The sequence below is a fragment of the Paenibacillus violae genome (assembly GCF_032461945.1).
Lineage (GTDB): Bacteria > Bacillota > Bacilli > Paenibacillales > NBRC-103111 > Paenibacillus_E > Paenibacillus_E violae.
In genome coordinates this window covers 127056-150292 of record NZ_JAWCUD010000003.1, presented here as the reverse complement: position 1 = coordinate 150292, position 23237 = coordinate 127056, and the positions used below count along the sequence as shown (strand labels likewise).

Annotated in this window: 21 protein-coding genes; all 21 read left to right on the top strand. The window is 49.3% G+C overall.

All coding sequences use genetic code 11. The features are described from left to right. The first annotated feature begins 401 nt into the window (after window positions 1-401). The 21 genes from RQP52_RS12035 (at window position 402) to RQP52_RS11935 (ending at window position 23169) form a co-directional block, all read left to right on the top strand. Window positions 402-1736, top strand: coding sequence for an LLM class flavin-dependent oxidoreductase (locus tag RQP52_RS12035; RefSeq protein ID WP_315951714.1), 1335 nt, complete (start codon window positions 402-404; stop codon window positions 1734-1736). A gap of 1 nt (window position 1737) precedes the next feature. Further along, entirely contained in the window at window positions 1738-2271 is a 534-nt protein-coding gene (locus RQP52_RS12030; protein ID WP_315951712.1) for a GNAT family N-acetyltransferase, read from the top strand. A gap of 23 nt (window positions 2272-2294) precedes the next feature. After that, entirely contained in the window at window positions 2295-3161 is an 867-nt protein-coding gene (locus RQP52_RS12025; RefSeq protein WP_315951710.1) for a transporter substrate-binding domain-containing protein, read from the top strand. Continuing rightward, complete coding sequence (locus RQP52_RS12020) at window positions 3161-3862, top strand: amino acid ABC transporter permease (protein ID WP_315951707.1); 702 nt, start codon at window positions 3161-3163, stop codon at window positions 3860-3862. Before RQP52_RS12025 ends, RQP52_RS12020 begins: the two co-directional genes overlap by 1 nt. Before the next feature lie 20 nt (window positions 3863-3882). Then, window positions 3883-4593, top strand: coding sequence for an amino acid ABC transporter permease (locus tag RQP52_RS12015; protein ID WP_315952233.1), 711 nt, complete (start codon window positions 3883-3885; stop codon window positions 4591-4593). A gap of 172 nt (window positions 4594-4765) precedes the next feature. Further along, window positions 4766-5518 (top strand): amino acid ABC transporter ATP-binding protein, encoded by a 753-nt coding sequence (locus RQP52_RS12010; RefSeq protein WP_315951706.1) that lies wholly within the window; start codon window positions 4766-4768, stop codon window positions 5516-5518. Between the two features lie 12 nt (window positions 5519-5530). Then, complete coding sequence (locus RQP52_RS12005; RefSeq protein WP_315951704.1) at window positions 5531-6547, top strand: LLM class flavin-dependent oxidoreductase; 1017 nt, start codon at window positions 5531-5533, stop codon at window positions 6545-6547. Between the two features lie 45 nt (window positions 6548-6592). Beyond that, on the top strand, window positions 6593-7084 hold the full coding sequence (locus RQP52_RS12000) for a DinB family protein (RefSeq protein ID WP_315951702.1): 492 nt from the start codon (window positions 6593-6595) through the stop codon (window positions 7082-7084). After that, the gene (locus RQP52_RS11995; protein WP_315951700.1) at window positions 7081-7620 is read left to right on the top strand and encodes a GNAT family N-acetyltransferase; all 540 of its coding nucleotides are present in this window, start codon (window positions 7081-7083) and stop codon (window positions 7618-7620) included. Before RQP52_RS12000 ends, RQP52_RS11995 begins: the two co-directional genes overlap by 4 nt. Then, entirely contained in the window at window positions 7617-8654 is a 1038-nt protein-coding gene (locus tag RQP52_RS11990; protein ID WP_315951698.1) for an LLM class flavin-dependent oxidoreductase, read from the top strand. The genes RQP52_RS11995 and RQP52_RS11990 overlap by 4 nt, the downstream gene beginning before the upstream one ends. A gap of 32 nt (window positions 8655-8686) precedes the next feature. Continuing rightward, window positions 8687-10342 carry an ABC transporter substrate-binding protein gene (locus RQP52_RS11985; protein WP_315951695.1) on the top strand — a complete coding sequence of 552 codons (1656 nt, stop codon included), beginning with the start codon at window positions 8687-8689 and terminating at the stop codon, window positions 10340-10342. Between the two features lie 13 nt (window positions 10343-10355). Next, a complete protein-coding gene (locus tag RQP52_RS11980) occupies window positions 10356-11285 on the top strand; it encodes an ABC transporter permease (protein WP_315951693.1) in 930 nt (309 codons plus the stop codon). 54 nt (window positions 11286-11339) lie between these two features. Next, window positions 11340-12233, top strand: coding sequence for an ABC transporter permease (locus tag RQP52_RS11975; protein ID WP_315951692.1), 894 nt, complete (start codon window positions 11340-11342; stop codon window positions 12231-12233). Between the two features lie 12 nt (window positions 12234-12245). Next, a complete protein-coding gene (locus tag RQP52_RS11970) occupies window positions 12246-14291 on the top strand; it encodes an ABC transporter ATP-binding protein (protein ID WP_315951690.1) in 2046 nt (681 codons plus the stop codon). A 186-nt stretch (window positions 14292-14477) separates the two neighbouring features. Then, window positions 14478-15356: a LysR family transcriptional regulator gene (locus RQP52_RS11965; RefSeq protein ID WP_315951688.1), complete on the top strand. Its 879-nt coding sequence runs from the start codon at window positions 14478-14480 to the stop codon at window positions 15354-15356. A 19-nt stretch (window positions 15357-15375) separates the two neighbouring features. Continuing rightward, window positions 15376-16545, top strand: a complete 1170-nt coding sequence (locus RQP52_RS11960; RefSeq protein WP_315951686.1) for an amidohydrolase — start codon at window positions 15376-15378, stop codon at window positions 16543-16545. A 19-nt stretch (window positions 16546-16564) separates the two neighbouring features. Next, window positions 16565-17707 (top strand): N-methyl-L-tryptophan oxidase, encoded by a 1143-nt coding sequence (gene solA / locus RQP52_RS11955; RefSeq protein ID WP_315951684.1) that lies wholly within the window; start codon window positions 16565-16567, stop codon window positions 17705-17707. A gap of 11 nt (window positions 17708-17718) precedes the next feature. Then, complete coding sequence (locus RQP52_RS11950; RefSeq protein ID WP_315951682.1) at window positions 17719-19059, top strand: LLM class flavin-dependent oxidoreductase; 1341 nt, start codon at window positions 17719-17721, stop codon at window positions 19057-19059. 160 nt (window positions 19060-19219) lie between these two features. Then, on the top strand, window positions 19220-20185 hold the full coding sequence (locus RQP52_RS11945) for an oxidoreductase (protein WP_315951680.1): 966 nt from the start codon (window positions 19220-19222) through the stop codon (window positions 20183-20185). A gap of 21 nt (window positions 20186-20206) precedes the next feature. Continuing rightward, entirely contained in the window at window positions 20207-20605 is a 399-nt protein-coding gene (locus RQP52_RS11940; RefSeq protein WP_315951679.1) for a MerR family transcriptional regulator, read from the top strand. A 434-nt stretch (window positions 20606-21039) separates the two neighbouring features. Next, a complete protein-coding gene (locus RQP52_RS11935; RefSeq protein ID WP_315951678.1) occupies window positions 21040-23169 on the top strand; it encodes a pectate lyase family protein in 2130 nt (709 codons plus the stop codon). Window positions 23170-23237 lie beyond the last annotated feature (68 nt).

Below are 23237 nucleotides of genomic sequence, written 5' to 3'. Positions count from 1 at the left end.
TTTAGTTAGGAACTACAGTCCGCTATTTCGCTGAATAGCGGAGTTGGGGCCGCCCTCGCCGGAGGATGGGACGACGGGAATGGCATTTGTGAGGGGGTTTTTACATCTCCCTTGTACTTAATTTGTTTAAGAGCACGGTAGCTGCGAATTTGCAAGGGGAAGCGTCAAGCTGACAGTCCGTTATTTCGCTGAATTACGGCCCCTAGTTCCCTAACAAATCTTAAAAAACCATCAGGAAGAATGAATCTGATGGTTCTTTTTTATTTTCTCTTATAGAACTTTTAAATAGATGAATAGAAGAATGCGATATACACTGCGACCATTTGTTGGGATATAGTAATCCTATGAAAATAAATCCGATTATACACATCGGTATTAATGGTAAAAGGGGAGTGACTTCAATGTCCAAGAGACAACTTAAGCTGGGTGCTAATTTGAACGGAGTCGGAAACAGCATATCCTTCTGGCGGCATCCCGAAGTGCCAACCAACGCGAGCGTCAATTTAGCGTTCTATAAAGAGCAGGCTCGCAAAGCTGAGCAGGGGAAATTCGACCTCTTGTTCATCGCCGATGGCTTATTCATTAATGAAAAGTCCAATCCGCACTTTCTAAACCGTTTTGAGCCACTGACACTGCTGTCAGCCTTAAGCGAAGCGACTAGCCATATCGGGCTGGTTGCAACTTTATCTACATCCTATAGTGAGCCATTCACAGTTGCTAGACAGTTTGCTTCCATCGATCATCTTAGCGGAGGCAGAGCGGGCTGGAATGTTGTCACATCACCCTTGGAAGGGTCGGCGCTTAACTTCGGCAAAGGCGAGCATCCGCATCATTCGCTGCGTTACGAGATTGCTGAGGAGCATCTTGAGGTGGTGAAAGGGCTCTGGGACTCCTGGGAGGACGATGCATTCGTCCGAGACAAAGCTAGCGGGGTATTCTTCGATGCCGCCAAGCTTCACACTCTGAATCATAAAGGCAAACACTTTGCGGTTCAAGGTCCGCTGAATGTCGCACGTTCCAAGCAAGGCTACCCCGTTGTTTTCCAAGCGGGATCCTCGGATTCCGGGAAAGATTTAGCAGCCAAGTCGGCGGACGCTGTGTATACGGGACACGAGACTTTCGAGCAAGCGCGAGCTTTTTACCAGGATGTAAAAGGCCGAGCAGCAGCTTATGGTCGCCAGCCGGATGATATTCTGATTTTCCCGGGTATCGGCCCGATTGTTGGGAGAACGGAAGAGGAAGCTGAGCGCAAATATCAGGAAATTGCTGAACTTGTCACGATTGATCAGGCATTAAATTATTTGGGCCGTTATTTTGAGCATTATGACTTCTCTCAGCATGCTCTGGATGAGCCGTTTCCAGAACTCGGCGATTTCGGCAGCAACAGCTTCCGCAGTACGACAGATCGCATTAAGCAGAAAGCCAAGGAGCAGGGGCTCACACTTCGCCAGGTTGCGCTGCGGGCATCCACGCCGAGAAGCAATTTCATCGGGACGCCGGAGAAAGTGGCTGATCTCATCCAGCAATGGTTCGAGGGTGGGGCTGCCGACGGCTTTAACATTCGAACGGTCGTACCGAACGGGCTCGCTGATTTTGTAGATTTGGTTGTGCCAGTGCTGCAGGAGCGCGGGATATTCCGCAAGGAATATGAAAGTGACACGCTGCGAGGCAACTTGGGGTTGCGTGTTCCCGAGAACCGCTACATCCGGCAGGCTGAAGCGGTAAGGGGGAACTAACATGTCAACCGCGATCGATGTATCGGTAAGGGAGGCCAGGCCGGATGAGCGGGAGAAGGCTGTTGCTTTAACCGTGGAGGCATACCGCCAGTATGAGCCGGGCTTTGGTCCTGCGTTCTGGGAACAGTACATAAACAACATTAAGGCGCAGTGGGAGCGTACGGAAAATACGTGGCGTCTTGTCGCCGAACAGGAGGATAAGCTCGTAGGGGCGGCGCTTCTGTACCCGCCTCAAGAGGGTCTGTATGAGAAGCTGAGCGAGACGATTCCGTATCCGGAAATCCGTCTGCTCGGCGTAGATCCTTCTGCGAGAAGCAAAGGCGTTGCTACCTCGCTGATCGCAGAATGTGCCAGGCGTGCCAAGCAAGATGGATTCTCCTATCTTGGCTTGCACACGTCGAGCCGCATGCCGGACGCCGTGCGGCTTTATCTGAGGCTGGGATTCGAACGCGAGCCCCGGTACGATTTCTTTGCAGCTGACCAAACAACGGTGGTCGAAGCTTATCGCTTGGCGCTAACAGTAGTCCAAACTTAATAAATAACTAGGAGGATGTATCTATGAAATTGTTGAAATCGACGAGCGTTATCCTGGCTTCCGCCCTGCTACTCGCAGGCTGCGGAGCTAAAGAAGATAAAACGGCCCAGCCAGCAGCAGGAGGAGCCTCACCAGCAGCTTCACCGGCAGCAGCACCAGCCGCCGCAGCGCCACAGAAGGTGAAAAAAATCGTGGTGGGTACGAGCGGCACCTTTAAAGACGTGACTTTCCTTGATGATAAGGGCGTTTTAACCGGTTATGATATCGAGCTGACGAAGGAGATTGATAAGCGTCTGCCTGACTATGAATTTGAATTTAAAACGATGGAATTCGCAAATATCCTCCTGAGTCTGGAAGCGGGCAAAGTCGATCTGGCCGTAAATCAATATGAAGTGAATAGCGAACGGCAAGCCAAGTTTCTGTTCAACGACGAAGCCTATAACGTATGGCCGAGCAAAGTCGTTGTGAACAAAGACAACAACACGGTGAATTCGATTGAAGATCTTAAGGGTAAAAAAGTGATCACCTCTCCGGGGAGCAATGGCGCTGTTTGGCTGCAGGATTACAATAAGAGCAAAGGAAACCCCTTTGAACTGGTCTTCTCCGGCAGTGGCGGGACGAATGATGTGATTAATCAGATAAAAACAGGCCGTGTAGACGCAACCATATCGACGCCGTTCCAAGTAGCAGGCCGTAATAAGGATGCGGATGCTCAGCAAAAAGTTGTTGGCCCAGTCCTTTACACATCCAAAATTTACTATGTGCTGCGCAAAGACGAAACGGATCTGAAAAGCAAGATCGACGAGGCGATAAAAGAAATCAAAAAAGACGGAACATTAGCAAGCCTCAGCAAAAAATGGTTAGGTGAAGATTTCACCGTGACACAATAATGGGAAAACCGTTTGATTTTTCACTGATTTGGGTGTACTTGCCGAAGCTGCTGTCTTACTTGCACGTCACGTTGTTCATTGTACTGGCCTCCGTTGTATGCGGCATACTGCTTGGCCTCGTTATTGCACTGCCAAGGCTATACCGGGTCCCCCTCCTTAACCGGCTCGTGATTATTTATATTTCTTATACCAGAGGCACGCCTATATTGATCCAACTATTCCTCGTCTATTACGGTGTGCCGGAACTGCTTAAAGCCGTCGGAATTGACGTGAGCGATGTTCAGCCGTTAGTCTTTGTCATTCTGACTTATGCGCTCCATTTCGCAGCCTATTTCTCTGAAATCGTCCGCTCTTCGGTCAACGCCGTAGATCGCGGTCAGGCGGAAGCCGGCTATTCGATCGGCATGAGCGGCTATGCCGTGCTGACGCGAATCGTTTTGCCTCAGGCGTGGAGAGTAGCGCTGCCAAATGTGGCCAATCTGACGATCGGCACACTGAAGGATACCTCGCTTGCCTATACGCTGGGCGTTATGGATCTGGTGGGGCGCGCGGAGATGCTGGGTACGACCTATCATTTCCTTGAGATCTGGATCGCATTGTCGATTATTTACTATATCGTGGTCCTATTCATGGAATTCATGTACCATCGTTTCGAGCGCAGAGTTCAACGCTTTGAACAAGCCGTCACGGCTTTCGATTAGAGGAAAAGGAGGAAGCTGCCATTCACATCGATTTCACGTTTATGTTTGAAGCTTTTAGAGCCATGTTGAAGGCATTGCCGCTAACGCTGGTTATCTCGATTGTCCCCTTGTTTTCCGGGTTCATTGTTGGTGGGATTGTCGCTTTTATCCGAATGTACAGAATCAAATATATTCATCGCGTGGCGCAGTTCTATGTATCCTTCTTCAGGGGCACGCCGCTTCTGCTGCATATTATGCTTGTTTATTTTGCTATTCCCATGATCTTTGATTACCTCGCAGTCCGATATGGCTGGAGTGTGCGCTCGAGCGTAATCCCGCTTATCCTGTTCATTTTCGTGGCGTTCACGTTGAATATCGGCGCCTATATGTCGGAAACAATCCGCTCGGGCATTTTGTCCGTTTCCAAAGGGCAGCTCGAAGCCGGCTACTCGGTTGGCATGACAACCTGGCAGGGAATGAGGCGTATCGTCCTCCCGCAAGCGCTGCACGTAAGCCTGCCGAACTTGCTGAGCAAATTCATTGGCTTGCTGCATGGCTCTTCGCTTGCTTTTATGATATCGCTGCAGGAGTTGAACGGCACTGCACACGTCGTAGCGATGAGGAATTGGAAATACCTTGAAGCCTACATCGCAGCGGCTGTGATTTACTGGATTTTAACCATTCTCGCCGAAAACATCTCCGCTTTATTGGAAAAACGTTTGAATACATACAACCGCAGTGGCGTCGCTTAAGCAAAATCCCGGCTTTTCGCAAAGGTGTATTGAATTATTAAATCGATGTATAGAAGAACTCTATTAGACGAGAGCTTATAAAGGATGTTAAGGTTAGATCAGATTTAATTCTTAGTAATTACATCGGAATTATATGTTTAAAATAGGATCGCGTTGTGAAAGGAGGCACCTCATGATTCATTTATCCAATATTACCAAATCGTTCGGTCGCAACCAGGTGCTCAAAGGCATCAATCTTACGGTTAACAAAGGCGAAGTCGTCGCCATCTTGGGGCCGAGCGGTTCAGGGAAAACGACACTGCTTCGATGCTTGAATTATTTGGAAAAGCCGAATGACGGCGCGATCATGATTGATAATTTTAACGTGGAATGCAAAAAAGCAACTAAAAAGGAGATTCATCAGCTGCGCCAAAAGACGGCGATGGTGTTCCAACAATACAATTTGTTCCGCCACAAAACAGCGCTTGAGAACGTGATGGAAGGATTGCTAATTGTCAAAAAGGTTCCAAAAGAAGAGGCACGGCGAATTAGCGTAGAACTCCTGCAAAAGGTCGGTCTTGGGGAGAAGCTGGATGCTTATCCCTCCCAACTGTCCGGCGGACAGCAGCAGCGAGTTGGCATAGCAAGAGCATTGGCGCTAAATCCTGAAGTTATTTTATTCGATGAGCCGACGTCGGCACTAGATCCTGAACTTGTTGGCGAAGTACTCGCGGTCATCCGGAAGATTGCCAAAGAAGGCATTACGATGATTATTGTTACCCATGAAATGACCTTTGCGCAGGACGTTGCCTCTCACGTGGTTTTTATGGACGAAGGCGCCATTGTCGAGGAAGGGAAGCCGAACGAGCTGTTTAACCGTCCCAAAGAAGAGCGAACCAAACAGTTTCTGAGCCGCATTCGTCCAGAACTCTCATATTCCATCTAGGAGGTACCCCCTATGACGATATCAATAGGCATTTTGGATCAAAGTCCGATCTACCCCGGGAGTACAGCGTCTGAGGCGCTTGCCCAAACCATTCGGTTAGCTCAAAAAGCGGAGGAGCTCGGCTTCCAACGATTTTGGGTGTCGGAGCATCATGACTCCGAATCTCTCGCCGGATCTTCACCGGAAGTGCTGATCTCCCATTTGCTCGCTAAAACAGAACGAATCCGCATCGGATCAGGCGGTATTATGCTTCAGCACTACAGCCCCTATAAAGTTGCTGAGAATTTCAACGTATTGGCTTCTCTTGCACCGGGAAGAGTCGATTTGGGCGTTGGGAGAGCGCCGGGCGGCTTGCCTCGCAGCACACAGGCGCTGCAGCGTGGTGTGACGGAGCCACAGACGCTGACGGAAAAGCTCGTAGAGCTTGAGGCGTACGTGAACAATCAAGTTCCGGAGAATCATCCGCTGCATGGTATTAAAGTATCTCCTGTTGCCGGCACTCCGGCTGATATTTACTTGCTTGGAGCCAGCCTCGATAGTGCACAGCTTGCCGCTTCGTTAGGCCTTCCCTATGTCTTTTCCTTATCGATTAACGGGGACAGATCAGCGGCAATTGAAGCTATACAGGTGTATAAATCTAACTTTCAGAGAAAGTTTAATCGATCACCGCAGGCCATACTTGCTTTGTCCGTCATTGTAGCAGACACAGATCAAGCTGCCCATGAGCTTGCTTTCGAACAGAAGCATTACAAAGTGTATTTGGCCAGCGGCAAGAAAGCGACTGTAGGTACTCTGGAGCAAGCGGAGGAATTCGGCAGACAGGCGAATGAGCCGTACACCATTGAGGAGAAAACGACGGAAGTCACCCGCGGTTCCAAAGAAACAGTTCGTGAACAGTTGGTAGATTTACAACGGCTCACAGGTGTAGAGGAATTCATCGTGACAGCTAGAATCGAGGATTTCGCAGAAAGAGTTCGTTCGTACGAAAGACTGGCAGAAGCGTTAAACGACGTAGAAACAATTGCATAGGACTGCGCAGCAGATGAACTATTCATTTTTTAGGAGGATAAAACGATGAGCCATTCTGACATTCAACCCTATTTTGATACGTATAACCAGTTACTTGGCGCTGTAGAAGGGTTAAGCCAGGAGCAATTAAGCTGGAAAGAGGCCCCTGCTTCGTGGAGCGTAACGGAGGTTTTGACCCATCTGGCCGATCATAGCCTTGTCATTTCCTTCCGTATTCGTGACATTTTAGCGGGGACGACGGTTCGACTGCCTGCTTTTAACCAGGATGCCTGGGTTAGCGGGCAAAAGGCGAATGATGGCGCTGCTGCCGATAATTTGACGATCTTTCATCAATTGCTCCGGTATAACAGCTTATTATTTGAACGTCTAAACGACGAGGATTGGCAAAAAACCGGTATCAATGCGAAAGGCGACACCGTAAGTATTACGAACATTATTCAAGGCTTTACGAAGCATGTGAATAACCATCTTTCCCAAATCGATCGCATTAAACGCTCTTATGCCAGCGCAAATCAGCGAGAGGTGAGCTCGTCATGAGCGAAACCTATCGTCTTGCTGAGTCCAGGGATGCCGAGAGGCTGCTAGAAATCATCTACGATGCGTATATCACGATACGCGAGCTGAAGCTGCAATGGCCCGCAGCACATGCTGATTTGGCATTAATCGAAGAAAATATCGTAAAGAATGCCTGCTACGTTTTGGAAAAGGATGGACAGATTGCCGCAACGCTAACGTTATCCAAGGAGGCTGGCAACAAGTGGAACAGGGAGTACCCGTTTCTCAAATGGTTCGCGGTCCATCCTGATGCGCAGGGCGGCGGACTTGGCACGAAGCTGCTGGCTTGGGTGGAAGAAACTATCATTCGCGATGAACTGGGCGAATCGGCTGTCACTCTTGCCACAGCGGAGAAACATCCATGGCTGCTGGATATGTACGAACGAAAAGGCTATGAACGCATTGATGCTATTGACCGGGGCAATGGCGACGGCACGATGTATTTGCTGCGTAAAATCGTGAATCCTCCCTTGCATGCCGAGGTCATTCGTCGGCATCGCCAAGGAGGTAAAGGATGAAATTCGCTTTATTCAGCTTAGTAATGAATATCCGCAATGCGGTTACGGGGGAAACGCTGACAACGCAAGAGAAGTTCCAGAACATTCTCCAGCAGGCCATTTATGCCGAGAAGCTCGGATTTGACGCCTACGGTATCGGGGAAAGACACGGGCCTCCGTTTCTTTCTTCCTCACCGGCCGTGCTTCTGACGGCTATTGCTGCACACACTTCGCGCATTCGCCTGCTGACGACGGTCGCTGTGCTTAGTGTCCTCGATCCCGTTCGCGTCGCCGAAGATTATGCTACGTTGGATCACCTATCGGGAGGCCGATTGGAGTTGATTATCGGGAAAGGCAATGACCCCCGGCATTATCCGTTATTTGGCATCAAAGAAGAAGAGCAATGGGATTCGCTTGCCGAAAGATACGCGCTGCTCAAACGATTATGGAGCGAAGAAAATGTCAGCTGGGATGGCAAGTATCGGCCCCCATTGCGGGAAGTTACCATTTTGCCTAGACCGCTTCAATCTACGATTCCAATTTGGCATGGCAGCGCCTCGTCGCCGCTCTCCACGGAGCTGGCCGCCCAATATGGCGAACCGATTTTTTCGTCCAATACGTTTCATCCCTTACCGAAGTACAAAGCGTTGATCGATCACTACCGGGAGAGATGGGCTTATTACGGACATGATCCTAAGCGAGCTGTAGTTGGAGCAGGGGCAGGCACATTATATTTGGCTAAAACAACAGAGGAAGCTATTCGGCGATATCGTCCGTATTATGAGGCATTTCATTCTACGGATTCAGCTAAACATAACCAGTCGCCTTTTACTAGTCTGGAGGATAACTTAGCAAACGGGCCTCTGCTAGTGGGCAGTCCTGAGCGTGTTATTGAGAAAATATTGACCTATCAGGCCGCTTACGGCCATCAGGTCATGTCGATAAGTGTAGACGGCCTGACAGAAGCTGAGCAGCGCGAGCAGATGGCGTGGTTTGCTTCTGAGGTTGCACCAGTGCTTCGCAGGGAGATTGCAAGCAGCGTTTGGTCCGCTTAAATCTATTTATTTGACATAGGAGTGTGCGCACGATGAGGAAATTACGTTATATACCAGTCACGTTACTGCTGGCAGTAGCCATTACAGTGATGTCGGCTTGCGCAGGAGCCGGCGGCTCAGGAAGCCCATCGGCTTCGCCTGCAAGCTCGGCTCAAACGGCAGGGAACGGGCAGGCGGTGAGCGGAGGTGAAATTTCATTTGCTCTGGCAACCTCGCCGGATACGCTCGATCCGCATCGCAGCGGTTTAGCCGTTGCCGTTCGAGTATTCCGGACGATCTATGACAGTCTGGTCGTGCAGCTGCCGGACAACACGATTAAACCGTGGCTGGCAACGGAATGGTCCATTTCGCCGGATGGTAAAAGCTACACTTTCAAGCTGCGCAAAGATGTGAAATTTCAGGACGGGACACCTTTTAATGCAGAAGCTGTGAAGTACAGCTATGATCGTATTCTTGATCCAGCCACGAAAGCAGCTAATGCTTCTGCTCTGCTTAAGCCTTACAAATCCTCGGAAGTAATTGACGAGTATACGATTAAGATCAATCTGGAGTCGCCATCCGTAGCTTTCCTGGGTAACTTAAGCCAAGCGATGCTCGGCATCGTATCTCCAACAGCAGCGAAGAAATACGGCGACCAATTCGGTAAAAATCCCGTGGGTACCGGACCTTTCAAATTCGTTAAATGGGAAGACAATTCCGAAATTAAGGTCGAGCGCAATCCGGATTATAACTGGGCGCCTGCGCTGGTTGACAATAAAGGCAAAGCCTATCTGGACGCGATTACGTTCAAAATAATTCCCGAAGAAGCAACACGGCTTGGCAGTGTGCAGAGCGGGCAGGTCACGGCGGCAGAAACGGTGCCACCGCAAAATATCGTGGCGCTGAAAAACGATGCCAAGCTTCAGCTTCTGCAAGTGAATACAAGCGGCTTGCCGTATACGCTCTTTTTTAACCAAAGCAGAGCTCCTTGGAATGATGTAAAGGCACGTCAGGCTGTGCAATCCGCCATTGATGTTGATTCCATTGTCAAAACGTTATACCTGGGCACCTATCAGCGTGCGTGGTCGCCTTTGACACCTACGATTTTCGGTTACGATGCATCGCTTGAAAATAAGATAAAACCGGATCTGGACAAAGCGAACCGCTTGTTTGATGAATTGGGCTGGGTGAAAGGAACAGACGGTGTACGAGAGAAAGACGGCAAAAAGCTGACGCTGCACTATGTAGACGGTTCGCCGAACAGGGAGAAGCGTAATGACATTGCCGCCATCATCCAGCAGCAGCTTAAGAAAGTTGGCGTATCCGTCGAAGTTGAAATTACGAAGGACGTTCAAAGTGTCATTTATACAGCTCAAGCCTATGATCTCTACGGCAACAGCCAAGTGAATTCCGATCCAGTAGCCTTGAATTCGTTCTACCATACAACCGCACCGAACGCCCGCCCATCCCTTTCTCATTTATCGGATCCGGCTATCGATAAGCTGCTCGAACAAGGTGTTGTGGAAGCGGATGAAGCGAAACGTAAGGAAATTTACAAAAATGTACAGAACTATATTATTGACAATGCGGTCATTATTCCGGTTTACATCTTCCCCTACACCGTTGCTGTCTCGAAAAATGTAAGTGGCATCAAATTCGACGCATTAGGCTACCCACTGTTCAATGACGCGTCTATCCTCAAAAAGTAAGGAGGCCGTTCGGATGGTTAACGCAATCATCGTACGATTCATCAGCTCTTTAGGCGTTATTGTGGGTTCTTCGATTTTAGTGTTCTGCGTTCTTTATGTGCTGCCTGGAGATGTTGTAATGAACATCATTGATCCGAGCGCGATGAGTCCTGAAGCGATTGCGAATTTACGTCATCAGCTTGGGGTAGATCGACCGTTTTTGGAGCAGTTTATGACCTATTTCAGCCATGTGCTTATCGGAGATTTTGGTAAATCCTTGGTAAACTCAGAGCCTGTTCTGCCCAAAATCATGATGCACTTCCCGGCGACACTGGCACTAACAGCGGCAGCATCGCTGGTCTCTGTTACAGTTGGTCTTGTACTCGGGGTCTTATCAGCGATTCACCGCAATAAACCCATTGATATCATCGCCAGAATTGTCGGGTTGTTCGGTATTTCCATGCCGACTTTCTGGTCAGGGATTTTACTTATTCTCATCTTTTCCGTGTATCTTGGTTGGCTGCCTGCGCTTGGCTCTAACGGCTGGCAAACGCTGGTTCTGCCGGCCGTGACTTTGGGCATGCTGGGAGCGGGTTTTATTGTTCGCATGGTGAGAAACACCATGTTGGAAGTGCTTGGAGAAGCCTTCATTACAACGCTTCGTGCCAAGGGTTTGCTCGAGCGCTCGGTCATGTACCGTCATGCGCTGCGCAATGCCTTGATCCCAGCCGTTACGATGCTGGGGATTCTTCTTGGAGAGATGTTGGCGGGCACGGTTGTCATTGAGACGGTTTTCTCGCGTCAAGGCATCGGGAGAATTATCGCGGACGCGATTATGGCCAAGGATTTACCGGTCGTGCAGGGGGTTATTTTATTCTCCGCAATGATTTACATCTTGGTGAATCTTCTTGTCGATATCTCTTATGCCTATATAGATCCGAGGGTTAGACGTTTCCAAAATTAAGCTTATGCTTACGAAGTCAGTTTTCTAACGAAAACTTTAAGGAGGATGCCTAAGATGAGGGAAGCAGTCAACGCGAAACCCTTATGGCGGGTCAAACGAACCGGTCTGACCCTTCACCGTAAGAATCTGAATCTGAGCCCTTCACGTTTTATTTTATATGTGTCAACGGTTATCGTTGTCTTTCTTATCATTTGCGCTATTGTGCCCGGGTGGATTGCACCATACGTACCGACCGACATGCAAGCAGATCAAATCTTGCTTCCTCCGGGTGGCGTCCATGTGCTAGGGACGGATTATTTTGGCCGAGATGTGTTCAGTCTCATTGTTTACGGTGCCAGGGAGTCTCTGTTTATCGGTTTTGCTTCTGTTATTGTTGGCGGGCTGCTGGGAGGGCTAATCGGCGCCTACGCGGGATATTTCGGAGGATGGACGGACCGTGTGCTGATGCGACTCAATGATATCGTTATGACAGTTCCCAGCGTGTTGTTGGCGCTAGCGATTGCTGCGGCGCTTGGTCCTGGGCTTTGGAATATCGTTCTCGCTGTTGCTTTAGCGGCAGTTCCTAACTATGCGCGTGTCATGCGCGGGCAGATCCTTAGCGTGAAAAATCGTCCGTTCATTACCGCTTCCCGATCCATCGGGGCGACACAGCTTTCTTTATTCATGAAGCATGTGCTGCCGAATTCGTTATCTCCGCTGCTGGTTATGGCGGCTATAGGCGTGGGAACCTCGATATTGACCGGGGCCGGTCTCAGTTTTCTGGGGCTTGGCGTGCTAAAAGAAATACCTGATTGGGGCGCTCTGCTTTCCCAAGGCAGGGGTTATTTAACCGTAGCTTGGTGGATATGTACGTTTCCGGGTTTGGCCATTACTTTGTTTGTATTGTCTATTAATGTCCTCGGCGATGAACTACGCGATAAGCTTGATCCCAAGAAACGGCCATCATAGGGGGGACAGAGGATGGGTGCATGGTTATCTGTAGATCAACTTGGTGTAGAGTTTGCTGTAAATCGAAATGTGATGCAGGCTATCAGCGATATCAGTTTTTCGATTCAGCCGGGTGAGATTGTTTGTCTGGTCGGTGAATCTGGCAGCGGTAAGTCCGTTACTTCCAAAGCGATCATGCGTTTAATTGAACATGAGAACGGGACGATAACGTCAGGTACGATCAAGCTTGGCGATGTCGATGTCACTACACTTTCGCAGCAAAAACTGCGTTCCTTGCGGGGCAAAAGAATTGCCATGGTTTTTCAAGAACCGATGGCGGCATTTGATCCTGTTTTTACGATCGGCAGCCAAATCACAGAGACAATTAGGCGCCATGATCGTCATATCACTTTCCGAGAGGCAGAAATTGAGGCTGTCCGGCTGCTTCAGCGAGTAGGCATTCCAGAGCCGAAACTTCGACTTAAGCAGTATCCGGGCGAGCTGTCTGGAGGGATGCTCCAACGGGCCATGATCGCGATGGCGTTAAGCGGCAAACCGGAACTGCTGATCGCAGACGAACCGACAACTGCTCTGGACGTCACGATTCAGGCGCAAATTCTGCAGCTCCTGCAAGAGCTGAGGAGCGAGTTCAATATGTCCATCTTGCTGATCACCCACGATCTTGGGGTTGCAGCAGAGATGGCAGACCGGATCATTGTCATGTATGCCGGTCAAATCGTCGAGCAATCGACAGCAGTGGATTTATTCACTCAGCCACGGCATCCGTACACGTTGGGGCTATTACGCTCGATTACAACACTAGACAGTGATCGCGCTCAGCCGCTCTATGCCATCCCCGGTTCGATACCCGGTATGAACAATCTCCCCTCGGGATGCCGTTTTCATCCCCGCTGTGCATATGCAACAGAGCTGTGCGCTCGTGAGGCGCCGGCGTTGGAGGATCGAGGCGGCCGTCAATCGGCTTGCTGGTATGCCGATCAGCTGCCGGAACTGCAAGATGCCCGGGTACCAGAGCAGGTTCTTGAACTTGAAGTTCATGAGCGCTCTACGCTTGATGAAATGAACTCCAAGCAGGATGCTGTGCCGAAGGATGTACCGCTTATTGAACTGCGCCATGTTACGAAACATTATCCAGTGAAGCGCGCTTTCCTTTCAAGGGATCGGCAATGGATTCAAGCTGTCGATGATGTATCCTTCACGATTCGAAAAGGTGAAACATTCGGTCTGGTCGGTGAATCGGGCAGCGGCAAGTCGACGCTTGGGCGGATGCTGCTTCATTTGGAGGAGCCTACCTCCGGTACTGTCTTATTTGAGAATCAGGACCTGGGCGCATTGTCAGGCTCACTACTACGTCAACAACGGAAGAACATGCAGATGATCTTCCAAGATCCGCACGGCTCCGTCGACCCTCGCTGGAAGGTAGGGGATATTATCGGCGAACCGTTCGCGGTTCATGGTGTGCGGAAGGGGAAGGAAAGAAGAGAATCCGTAGAGACACTTCTGCACCTTGTGGGACTTGATGCAAGTGCTTATGACCGCTATCCGCATGAATTCTCCGGCGGACAACGCCAGCGTATCGGCATTGCGAGAGCAATTGCTCTGGGACCTAAATTCCTTTTGGCGGACGAAGCGGTTTCGGCCCTTGATGTGTCCGTGCAAGCGCAGATTATTAATCTGCTGCAACAACTGCGCAAGCAGCTAGATCTTACGATGCTGTTTATCGGTCATGGCCTGCATGTTGTCCGGTATGTCTCTGACCGTATCGGCGTCATGTATTTAGGCAAGCTGATTGAAATTGCGCCCAGCGAGCAATTGTTCCGCCATCCGGCACATCCCTACACAAGGGCGCTGGTGGCTTCCATCCCGGCTCCCGATCCACTTCGGCAGCGCTCGTTCAAAGCCATTGAGGGGGAAATTCCGTCACCGGCCAGTCCCCCGTCAGGCTGCAGGTTCCGCACGAGGTGCCCTGCTGCGACCGCAAGATGTGCTGCGGAAGTTCCGCAATTCCGCGAAGTCAGCCAAGAACATTTTGTGGCTTGCCACGATCCATTATTATAAATGTGTAAATTCCGATTGACATACTTGGTATTTATCGGTAAAGTATAGAATAATTCAATAGCTGTCAACCGGGCAGCCGGAGACCTGTGAAGCCTTGATCTGTATGTTGGTCAGATGGAGTGCTCGGAGGTCTTTTTGTGCTTGGATGCAGACTCATCTTATTCTATTTGATCTGGGGTACCGCGTATGAATATTGAAAATATCGAGGCATTTGTTTATGTGTATCACTACGGCAGTTTTAATAAAGTAGCAGAAGTATTGTTCTTATCGCAACCATCGGTTACTGCCCGTATTCAATCACTCGAACGCGAGCTGGACATTCGGCTGTTCGACCGTTTGGGCAAGCAAGTGCAGCTGACAGAGAAAGGCAGGCAGTTTTTGCCTTATGCGCAGCAGCTGCTGCAGGTGTATCAGAAAGGCAAGCAGCACATCCAGCGCCAGCGAACGGATCCGCAAGAGCTTCGACTGGGCTGCACCGTGTCTGCCTCCAACTATATGCTGCCGGAATTGCTGCCTAAGCTGAAACATCAGTTTCCGGGACTTCAAATCAAATTAACAACAGCGGGGACCGACGAAATCATGTCTAAAGTTCTGAATAAAGAGCTGGATATCGGTTTTGTCCGCAATATTAGCCATCCTAATTTGCATTCGGTCAAATTTTACGAAGATCCTATCCGTTTATATGCCTATGCGGACCATCCGCTTGTTGGTCAAAAAGAGGTGTCTCTTGATTTGATCGTCGACCATCCCTTTGTGTTTTTCGAATGCGGCTCGCTCGATTGGCTGCGAATTCACAGGCTGTTTCAAAGTTTGGATAAACCTCCAGCTATCGAAATCCAAACCGATAACGCAGAGACGGCCAAGAAGCTTGTGTTGAACAAGGCAGGCCTCTGTTTCCTCCCGGGTCTATGCGTCGATAAGGAAGTGCGCGAACAGCTTCTACATCCTGTAGATTTAGCGGGAGTAGCGAGCGTCGCTCTGCAGACGAATTTAATCAGTCTGAATGGCGAGCAGTCGGAGATTCTGCAGTTTTTTCTGGCGAATCGAAGCGGGCACGAAAGATAAACAATCAGGAGGAAACACCATGGCAGAAGTTAGCATCAGCAAGCAACATATATTTCAGCAAAAACTGGTGGATATCCGGCGTCACCTTCATCAGTTTCCGGAATTGTCCCATGAGGAGTTCGAGACAACAGCGTTTATCCGAGCGACGCTGGAGGCTGCGAATATCCGTATTGCTTCGGAGTTCAATCTGGAAACAGGCTTGATTGCCGAGGTCGGCGGGCTGCAAGGGGGGCCAATCGTCGCGCTGCGAGCCGATATCGATGCGCTGCCGATTCAAGAGGAGACAGGACTCAGCTTCGCTTCCAAGTATGGAGGCAAAATGCATGCATGCGGCCATGATTTTCACACCGCTGCTTTGATAGGCGTGGCATTACTTCTAAAAGAGAGGGAGCATGAGCTGGCTGGGAGCGTTCGTTTGGTGTTTCAACCGGCGGAAGAAAAGGCTGCTGGCGCTCAAAAGGTGATCAAAACCGGAGCGCTTAAAGGCGTTCGTGCGATCTACGGCATGCACAATAAGCCAGATCTGCCTGTAGGCACGATCGGTATTCGTCCGGGCGCGCTGATGGCAGCGGCAGACGGTTTTCTCGTCGAACTGGAAGGCGTTGGTTCGCATGCAGCCGTGCCCGAAACTAGCGTAGATCCAGTTGTAGCAGCCGCTTATCTGGTTACGGCGCTCCAGTCGATTGTCAGCCGCAATGTAAGTCCCCTTGAGAGCGCGGTTGTCAGCGTAACGCGACTGCATACGGGGACCGCCTGGAACATCATACCGGAGAAAGCGATTTTGGACGGAACGGTGCGAACGTTCGACGCCGAGGTCCGTACCCGAGTTAAGCAGCGCTTCAGTGATATTGTGACGGGCATCGCTTCGGCTTATGGGGTCAAAGCATCGTTGCGCTGGCTGCAGGGACCGCCGTCCGTGCACAACGATGCGGCGCTTGCCGAAGCGGCTGGCCAGGTGGCTAAGCGGCTTGGCTTTGAGGTCACAACACCAACGCCCTCCCCGGCCGGGGAAGATTTTGCTTTTTACCAGCAGGAAGTACCGGGATTTTTTGCCTTTATGGGAACTTCCGGACCTCAGGAATGGCACCATCCTGCTTTTGATATCGATGAACGGGCTTTGACCGTTTCGGCTTTGTTTTTTACCGAATTGGCGGTCGATGAGCTGAGCCGGTTTGCCGCGGAGAGGTAGGCCCTGGAGGAGGTCAGGCATGAAAAATTCGTTTGAAGTGATCGTTGTCGGAGCCGGATCCATGGGCATGAGCGCAGGTTATTATCTGGCTCGGCGGGGTATCCGCACCTTAATGATCGATTCGTATGATCCCCCGCATGAAAATGGAAGCCATCATGGAGAGCCTAGGTTAATTCGCCATGCCTATAGCGGAGGGAAGTCTTATATAAACTTGGCGTTGGACGCCGACCGCTTATGGAGGGAACTGGAAGCAGCCAGCGGGCATAAGCTGCTTGCTCGCTCTGGCGTGCTCAATATGGCCGATCAATTAAGTGGCAAATTCATAACCAGGTTACCTGGCTGCGCAGAGGCAGGCGTTCAAGTGGAAATGCTGGATGCGGCAGAGGTTCATCGGCGTTGGGCAGGCATCACGCTGCCTGAGTCTTATGAAGCGATGTATGAACCGAATGCCGGATATTTGTTCAGCGAGCAGTGTATTGCCGCTTATCGTAAGCTGGCTTTGGCCGAAGGCGCCATGCTGCTGCCTTATAATCCGGTTCAGCATATCCAGGCGGATGGAGCAGGAGTCCGTGTACGTACACGGGCCGGGGAGTTTTCAGCGGATCAATTGATCATAACCGCTGGAGCTTGGTTTAAGCATTTAGAACCTTTCATTACCTTGCCGATTCGTTCTGTTCGTAAAACGGTGGGTTGGTTTCGGACAAATGCCTCTTTTTATGATGCAGGCACTTTTCCGGGATTTACGCTCGAAACGAAAGAGGGAGGGTATTACGGCTTTCCGAACATTAACGGTGCGGGTATCAAAATCGGCCGCCATGACGGAGGATTGCCTTGGTCTCCAGGGGAGCAGGCTGAGCCATTCGGTCATCTTGAGGAGGACGAAGGGGATTTGCGCCGCACTTTATCCGCTTTCCTGCCACAGTCAGAAGGAGAGCTGCTGCAAGGAGCAGTCTGCAAATACGAGCTAACTCCCGATGAGCATTTCATTATTGATCGGCATCCGCTGTATGCCAATGTTTTGCTGGCTGGAGGGTTCTCAGGGCATGGGTTCAAATTTGCCAGTGCAGTCGGTTCGCTGCTCGCCGATCTTGTTCAACAAGTGTCAACCACAGTGGATCTGAGTACTTTTTCACTGTCGCGTTTTAACCACATTAATTCTTAGGAGGAAGAGACATGAGCAAGAAAAAAATAAAATTAGGTGCCATCCTTCATGGTGTTGGAGGAAATATATCGGGATGGAGACACCCGGATGCCATTACAGATGCCAGTGTGAATTTTGACCTCTATAAAAAATGGACGCTGAAAGCGGAAGAAGGCAAGTTTGACTTCGTATTCATTGCAGACGGTTTGTATATTACCGAGAAATCCATCCCTCATTTTCTAAATCGGTTTGAACCTATCACCATTCTGAGCGCTTTGGCCGGAATTAGCTCCAAAATCGGTCTGGTTGGGACATTATCAACCTCCTATAGTGAACCTTTTACAGTTGCCCGGCAATTCGGCTCTCTGGATGTGATTAGCGGCGGCAGAGCAGGATGGAATGTTGTGACTTCCCCCTTGGAAGGTTCTGCTCTCAACTATGGCAAGCGGGAAGACCAGCATCCGGCTCACGCCGAGCGATATCGGATCGCGAATGAATATTTGGAAGTCACAACAGGACTATGGGATTCCTGGGAAGACGATGCTTTTGTGAGAGACAAAGAGAAAGGCGTATTCTTCGATCCAGCGAAGCTGCACACTTTGAACCATAAGGGCGAGTTTTTCTCCGTCAAAGGTCCGCTTAATGTGGCACGCTCCAAGCAAGGGCAGCCTGTTATTTTCCAGGCAGGTGCGTCGGAGGACGGTAAAAATTTCGCCGCTAAAGTAGCGAATGCCATTTTCACGGGTCAGGAGACTTTGGAGGATGCCAAACAGTATTATGCCGATGTAAAAGGACGTGCGAAAGCATTGGGACGCAATCCCGATGAAATCGTCATTCTTCCGGGCATAGGGCCGATCGTGGGCCGAACTCAGGAAGAAGCGGAGCGTAAGTATCAGGAAATTGCCAATCTCACGTCGATCGACAAAGCGCTTGATTTTCTAGGTCGCTTCTACGAGCATCACGACTTCTCGCAATATCCGCTAGATGAGCCGTTCCCAGAGTTAGGCGATCTTGGCCGCAATAGCTTCCAGAGCGCAACGGACAAAATGAAAGCATGGGCAAAAGCGGAAGGACTAACGCTTCGCCAGGTAGCTCTCCAAGTGGCCACGCCTAAGCCAACCTTCCTGGGAACGCCGGAGGCTATCGCTGATAAGCTGCAGGCATGGTTTGAAGAAGGCGGAGCCGATGGCTTTATTGTAGGCAGCGCCACACCTCAGGGCCTCGAGGACTTCGTTGAACTTGTCGTGCCGATTCTGCAGGAGCGCGGTTTGTTCCGCGAAGAGTATGAAGCGGATACGCTAAGGGGAAACCTAGGGTTACCGATACCGGAAAACCGTTATACGAAACAGAATCAGACCGTTGCGCATAGCTGATTTGAATAGGCAAGGAAAGACCGGGACTCTTAGGAGTTCCGGTTTGTCGTTGTTAGAATGGGGCTGCGGATAGAAATCCGCTTGCGCTGGAGTTTACTCCATGCTTTACAATGCAAGGGTAGTAAAAGAAGAACGAATGAGTTTAGGGAGGAAGATGACCATGGAAAATAACGATCAAGTAACACCTCAAGAACGGGTCCATTCCGGGTTTGGTGCGCAATCAACCGCCGGGGAGGTATTGGAAGGATATAATTTAAGCGGGAAGATCGCCATCGTGACCGGCGGGTACTCAGGCGTCGGACTTGAAACAACCCGCGCGCTAGCCGAAGCAGGTGCGACAGTCATTGTTCCTGCACGTACACCAGAGAAAGCCCGCGTTTCCGTTGCCGGCATTCCTCGGGTTGAACTGGCGGAGTTGGATCTGATTGATCCTGCATCAATAGACGCATTTGCTCAACAGTTTCTGGACTCTGGTCGTCCGCTGGATATCCTGATCAATAACGCAGGCATCATGGCTCCTCCGTATGTTCTTGAGAAACGCGGCTATGAATCCCAATTTGCAACCAACCATTTGGGGCACTTTCAGCTGACGCTGCGTCTTTGGCCGGCCTTGAAACAAGCGGGAAGCGCGCGGGTCGTCTCCGTTTCTTCAACCGGGGTTCGCTTCGGAGGCGTTAATTTTGACGATATTCATTTCAAGCAGCAGGAGTACGATAAATGGAAAGCATACGGTCAGTCCAAATCAGCGAATGCGCTTTTTGCCGTTGCGCTGGACAAGCGGGGGAAGGCGCACGGAGTTCGCGCTTTCTCTGTGCATCCCGGCAGAATTATGACGGATTTGGTTCGCTTTATGTCAGACGAGGAAAAGCTTGCCGCGAATGGGGTATTCAAAACGGCGGAGCAAGGAGCCGCTACGAGTGTATGGTGTGCGACTAGTACACAATTGAACGGGAAAGGCGGTGTCTACTGCCTGGATGTCGATATTGCCGAAGTTGTACCGGCCAACGCTCCGCAAGGGCTGAGCCAAGTGATAGAAGGTGTATTTCCTTGGGCGATCGATCCGGATTTGGCTGAGCGGCTATGGCAGGTTAGTGAAGAGATGACCAACATAAAGTTCAAGGCCTGAGCGTAGGGGGCATCCAATTATTTGGAAAGAAGGAGAAGAATGGGGCCGACTTTTTCAATTGCTGATATCTCCGATAGGACCGGACTCAGTTATGATACGATACGTTATTATGAGAAAATTGAATTAATGCCTACAATTAGGCGCAGTAAAACGGGGCAGAGGGAATACGATCAGGAAGATTTGAGCCGAATTATTTTCGTAACGAAGCTAAAAAGAACCAACATGCCGCTGAAAGAAATTGAAAGATACATGACCCTGGCAGCCAATCATGAGTATGAGAGCTGCTACCGCATCCTTAAGGAGCATCAACTCAAAATTGAGGCGCACATAAATGAAATGCAAGAAGCTCTGTCTGTCATGAATTTTAAACTGTCACATTATGAGGATCTTATTGAGCATCATTCCAAGCCTCGTGGATAGATTAAATTACTTAGTAGATAACGCCGATTACTCCAGCTATTTTGCGCGTCTGAGCCACTTTTGCTTTACTAACTGGACTTTCTACCGCTAATTTCAGCAAATCCGTCGATTTTCGACCGTCAGCAACGATTTGGATGGAGTTTCTCCAGCTATCTCCTTCCTTGCACCGGATTTGCTACGATTAGCGGTAGTTTTTCCATTTTTAAGGGAGCACCTGTGTATCCAGAGTCAGGAAGTATCATTAACGCTGCCAATAATCATTAGCTCAGAAAAACGGGCGATATGATCAAATGATTGTTTCGGAACCGCATTCGAAACTGATAAGCTGTAGTTGTTCCAAAATAATCCAAATAGATTCGGTGATGTGAGGGGGGATAAAACAACTTGTAAGCGATTTCAGTCTTTTATGACAATAAAACGTGGGAGGAATTCATTTGAGAAAAAGTGTTGCAAAGGTATCGAATTATGTTTTATTGTTTGCTCTTGTAATCTCTTTAATCGGAACGGGACTAGCATCTAAGGTGGTGCAAGCTTCCAGTATTTCAATTACAAATAGTGGAGGGTGGAATGAGACGTCCTTCGTTGAGTGGTCACCTGTAAGCAATGCCCAAGGGTATAATGTGTTTGTTAAGCCAGCAGCTGCAGCAGATTCACAATATCAACAAATTGATACGCAACTAATCCGTAAGTACGCTGCTTATTGGAGAGCTGATGCGGTAGGGCTTGCAGCTGGAAATTATATCATGAAAGTTGAAGCCGTCTTGTCAGATGGTTCCAAAGAAAGCATTGTTTCAAATGCGATATCCGTAGCCCCGCACGACAGATCTGGTTTTGCTTTTGCAGATAACTCACCGTTTGGTACGGGTTCAGGTGCTTATAATGAGGATGGTACGCTTAAAAATGGTGCTCAAGTTCTTTATGTCACATCTGCAACTGCGAAAACGGTAACCCTTGGTGTGAAAATCAATAGCGCTGGTGATTTGCAAACAGGTGTTGGATTAGGTTCGATTCTGGCGCTAAGGCAAAAAGGCTACGATAAAACACCGCTTGCCATCCGGTTTATTGGAAAAGTTACAGCGGCTGACATGAGTGGTCAACTAAATAGCAGTGGATTTCTTGAAGTAAAAGGGAAAGCAAATTATTCGGAAATGAATATCACATTAGAAGGTATCGGAAAAGATGCCTACGCGTATGGATGGGGAGTGCTGCTTAGGTACGTCGGCAATGTAGAAGTTAGAAACTTAGGCATCATGTTATTCCCTGACGATGGTCTTTCACTTGATACAGGTAATGCCAATGTGTGGCTGCATAATAATGATATTTTCTATGGAACAGCAGGAGGAGACGCCGACCAAGCAAAAGGCGATGGATCCACGGACATTAAAAAATCATCAACGTATATTACAGTCGCTTATAATCATTACTGGGATTCTGGCAAAGCTGCTCTTGTCGGTTTGAGTGAGTCGTCCGAATTTTTTGTAACCTTCCACCATAACTGGTTTGATCATTCAGACTCTCGCCATCCGCGGATCAGAACGGGAACGGTTCATATTTATAATAACTTTTTTGACGGCGTCTCCAAATATGGTGTCGGCGCTACAACAGGAAGCTCTGCATTTGTAGAATCAAACTATTACAGGCATACCAAAAATCCAATGCTCATTTCCTTACAAGGAACGGATATGCATGATGGGGAAGGCACATTCTCTGGGGAACCTGGAGGTATGATTAAAGCCTACGACAACCTTATCCTTGATCCTGGAAGTATCATTTATGCGAATTCCGATAGTGGAACAGCCACGGCAAGTGCTACACAATTCGATGCTTACTTAGCGTCAACAAGAAATCAAACCGTTCCAAACACATTCAAAACAGTATCAGGCGGAACCACTTATAATAATTTTGACACTACGATTGATACGGGTGTGATTGCCTCTAACATTGATGCTGTAGGCACTGTTGAGCAAGTTGTTACGACAGAAGCCGGCCGCCTAGGTAGTGGAGATTTTACATGGGAGTTCAATGATTCCGTTGATGACACGTCTTCTGTCCTGAATACAGCACTGATGTCTAAAATACAAAGTTACACGACCCAGCTTGTATCTGTAGGTGGTAATTCAACTGGATCAACACCGACGCCAACACCGACACCACCGACGGCAACACCAACGCCAACACCTCCGACATCAACGCCAACACCAACACCGCCGGTACAAACACCACCGCCTACATCGACAATCGTTCATAACTTCACGACAGATGGAAAAACAAGCAGCTTTTTCAATATCCAAGGGAACCTCTCCACTTCAAAGGGAACCGTGGTATACAATGGTTTAACACTAACACAATGTTTAAAAATGGAGTCTGCTACAAGTATTGGGTTCACTTCAACAACAGCTGCAAAATTAACTTTAGTTTTGAATACAGCCGACGGAACCAAGATCAAAATAGACGGAACAAGCTACGCGAGTGCAAATGGCACTGTCAGCGTATCGCTTGCGCCTGGCGCACACACCATTACAAAGGATGACGTTACTAATCTTTATTACATGAAGTTAGAATAGAAATAGATAGCTGCACTCTCGTTCAGGAACTATGATCCCGTCATAGTTCCTTTTTTTTGTGGTAAAAT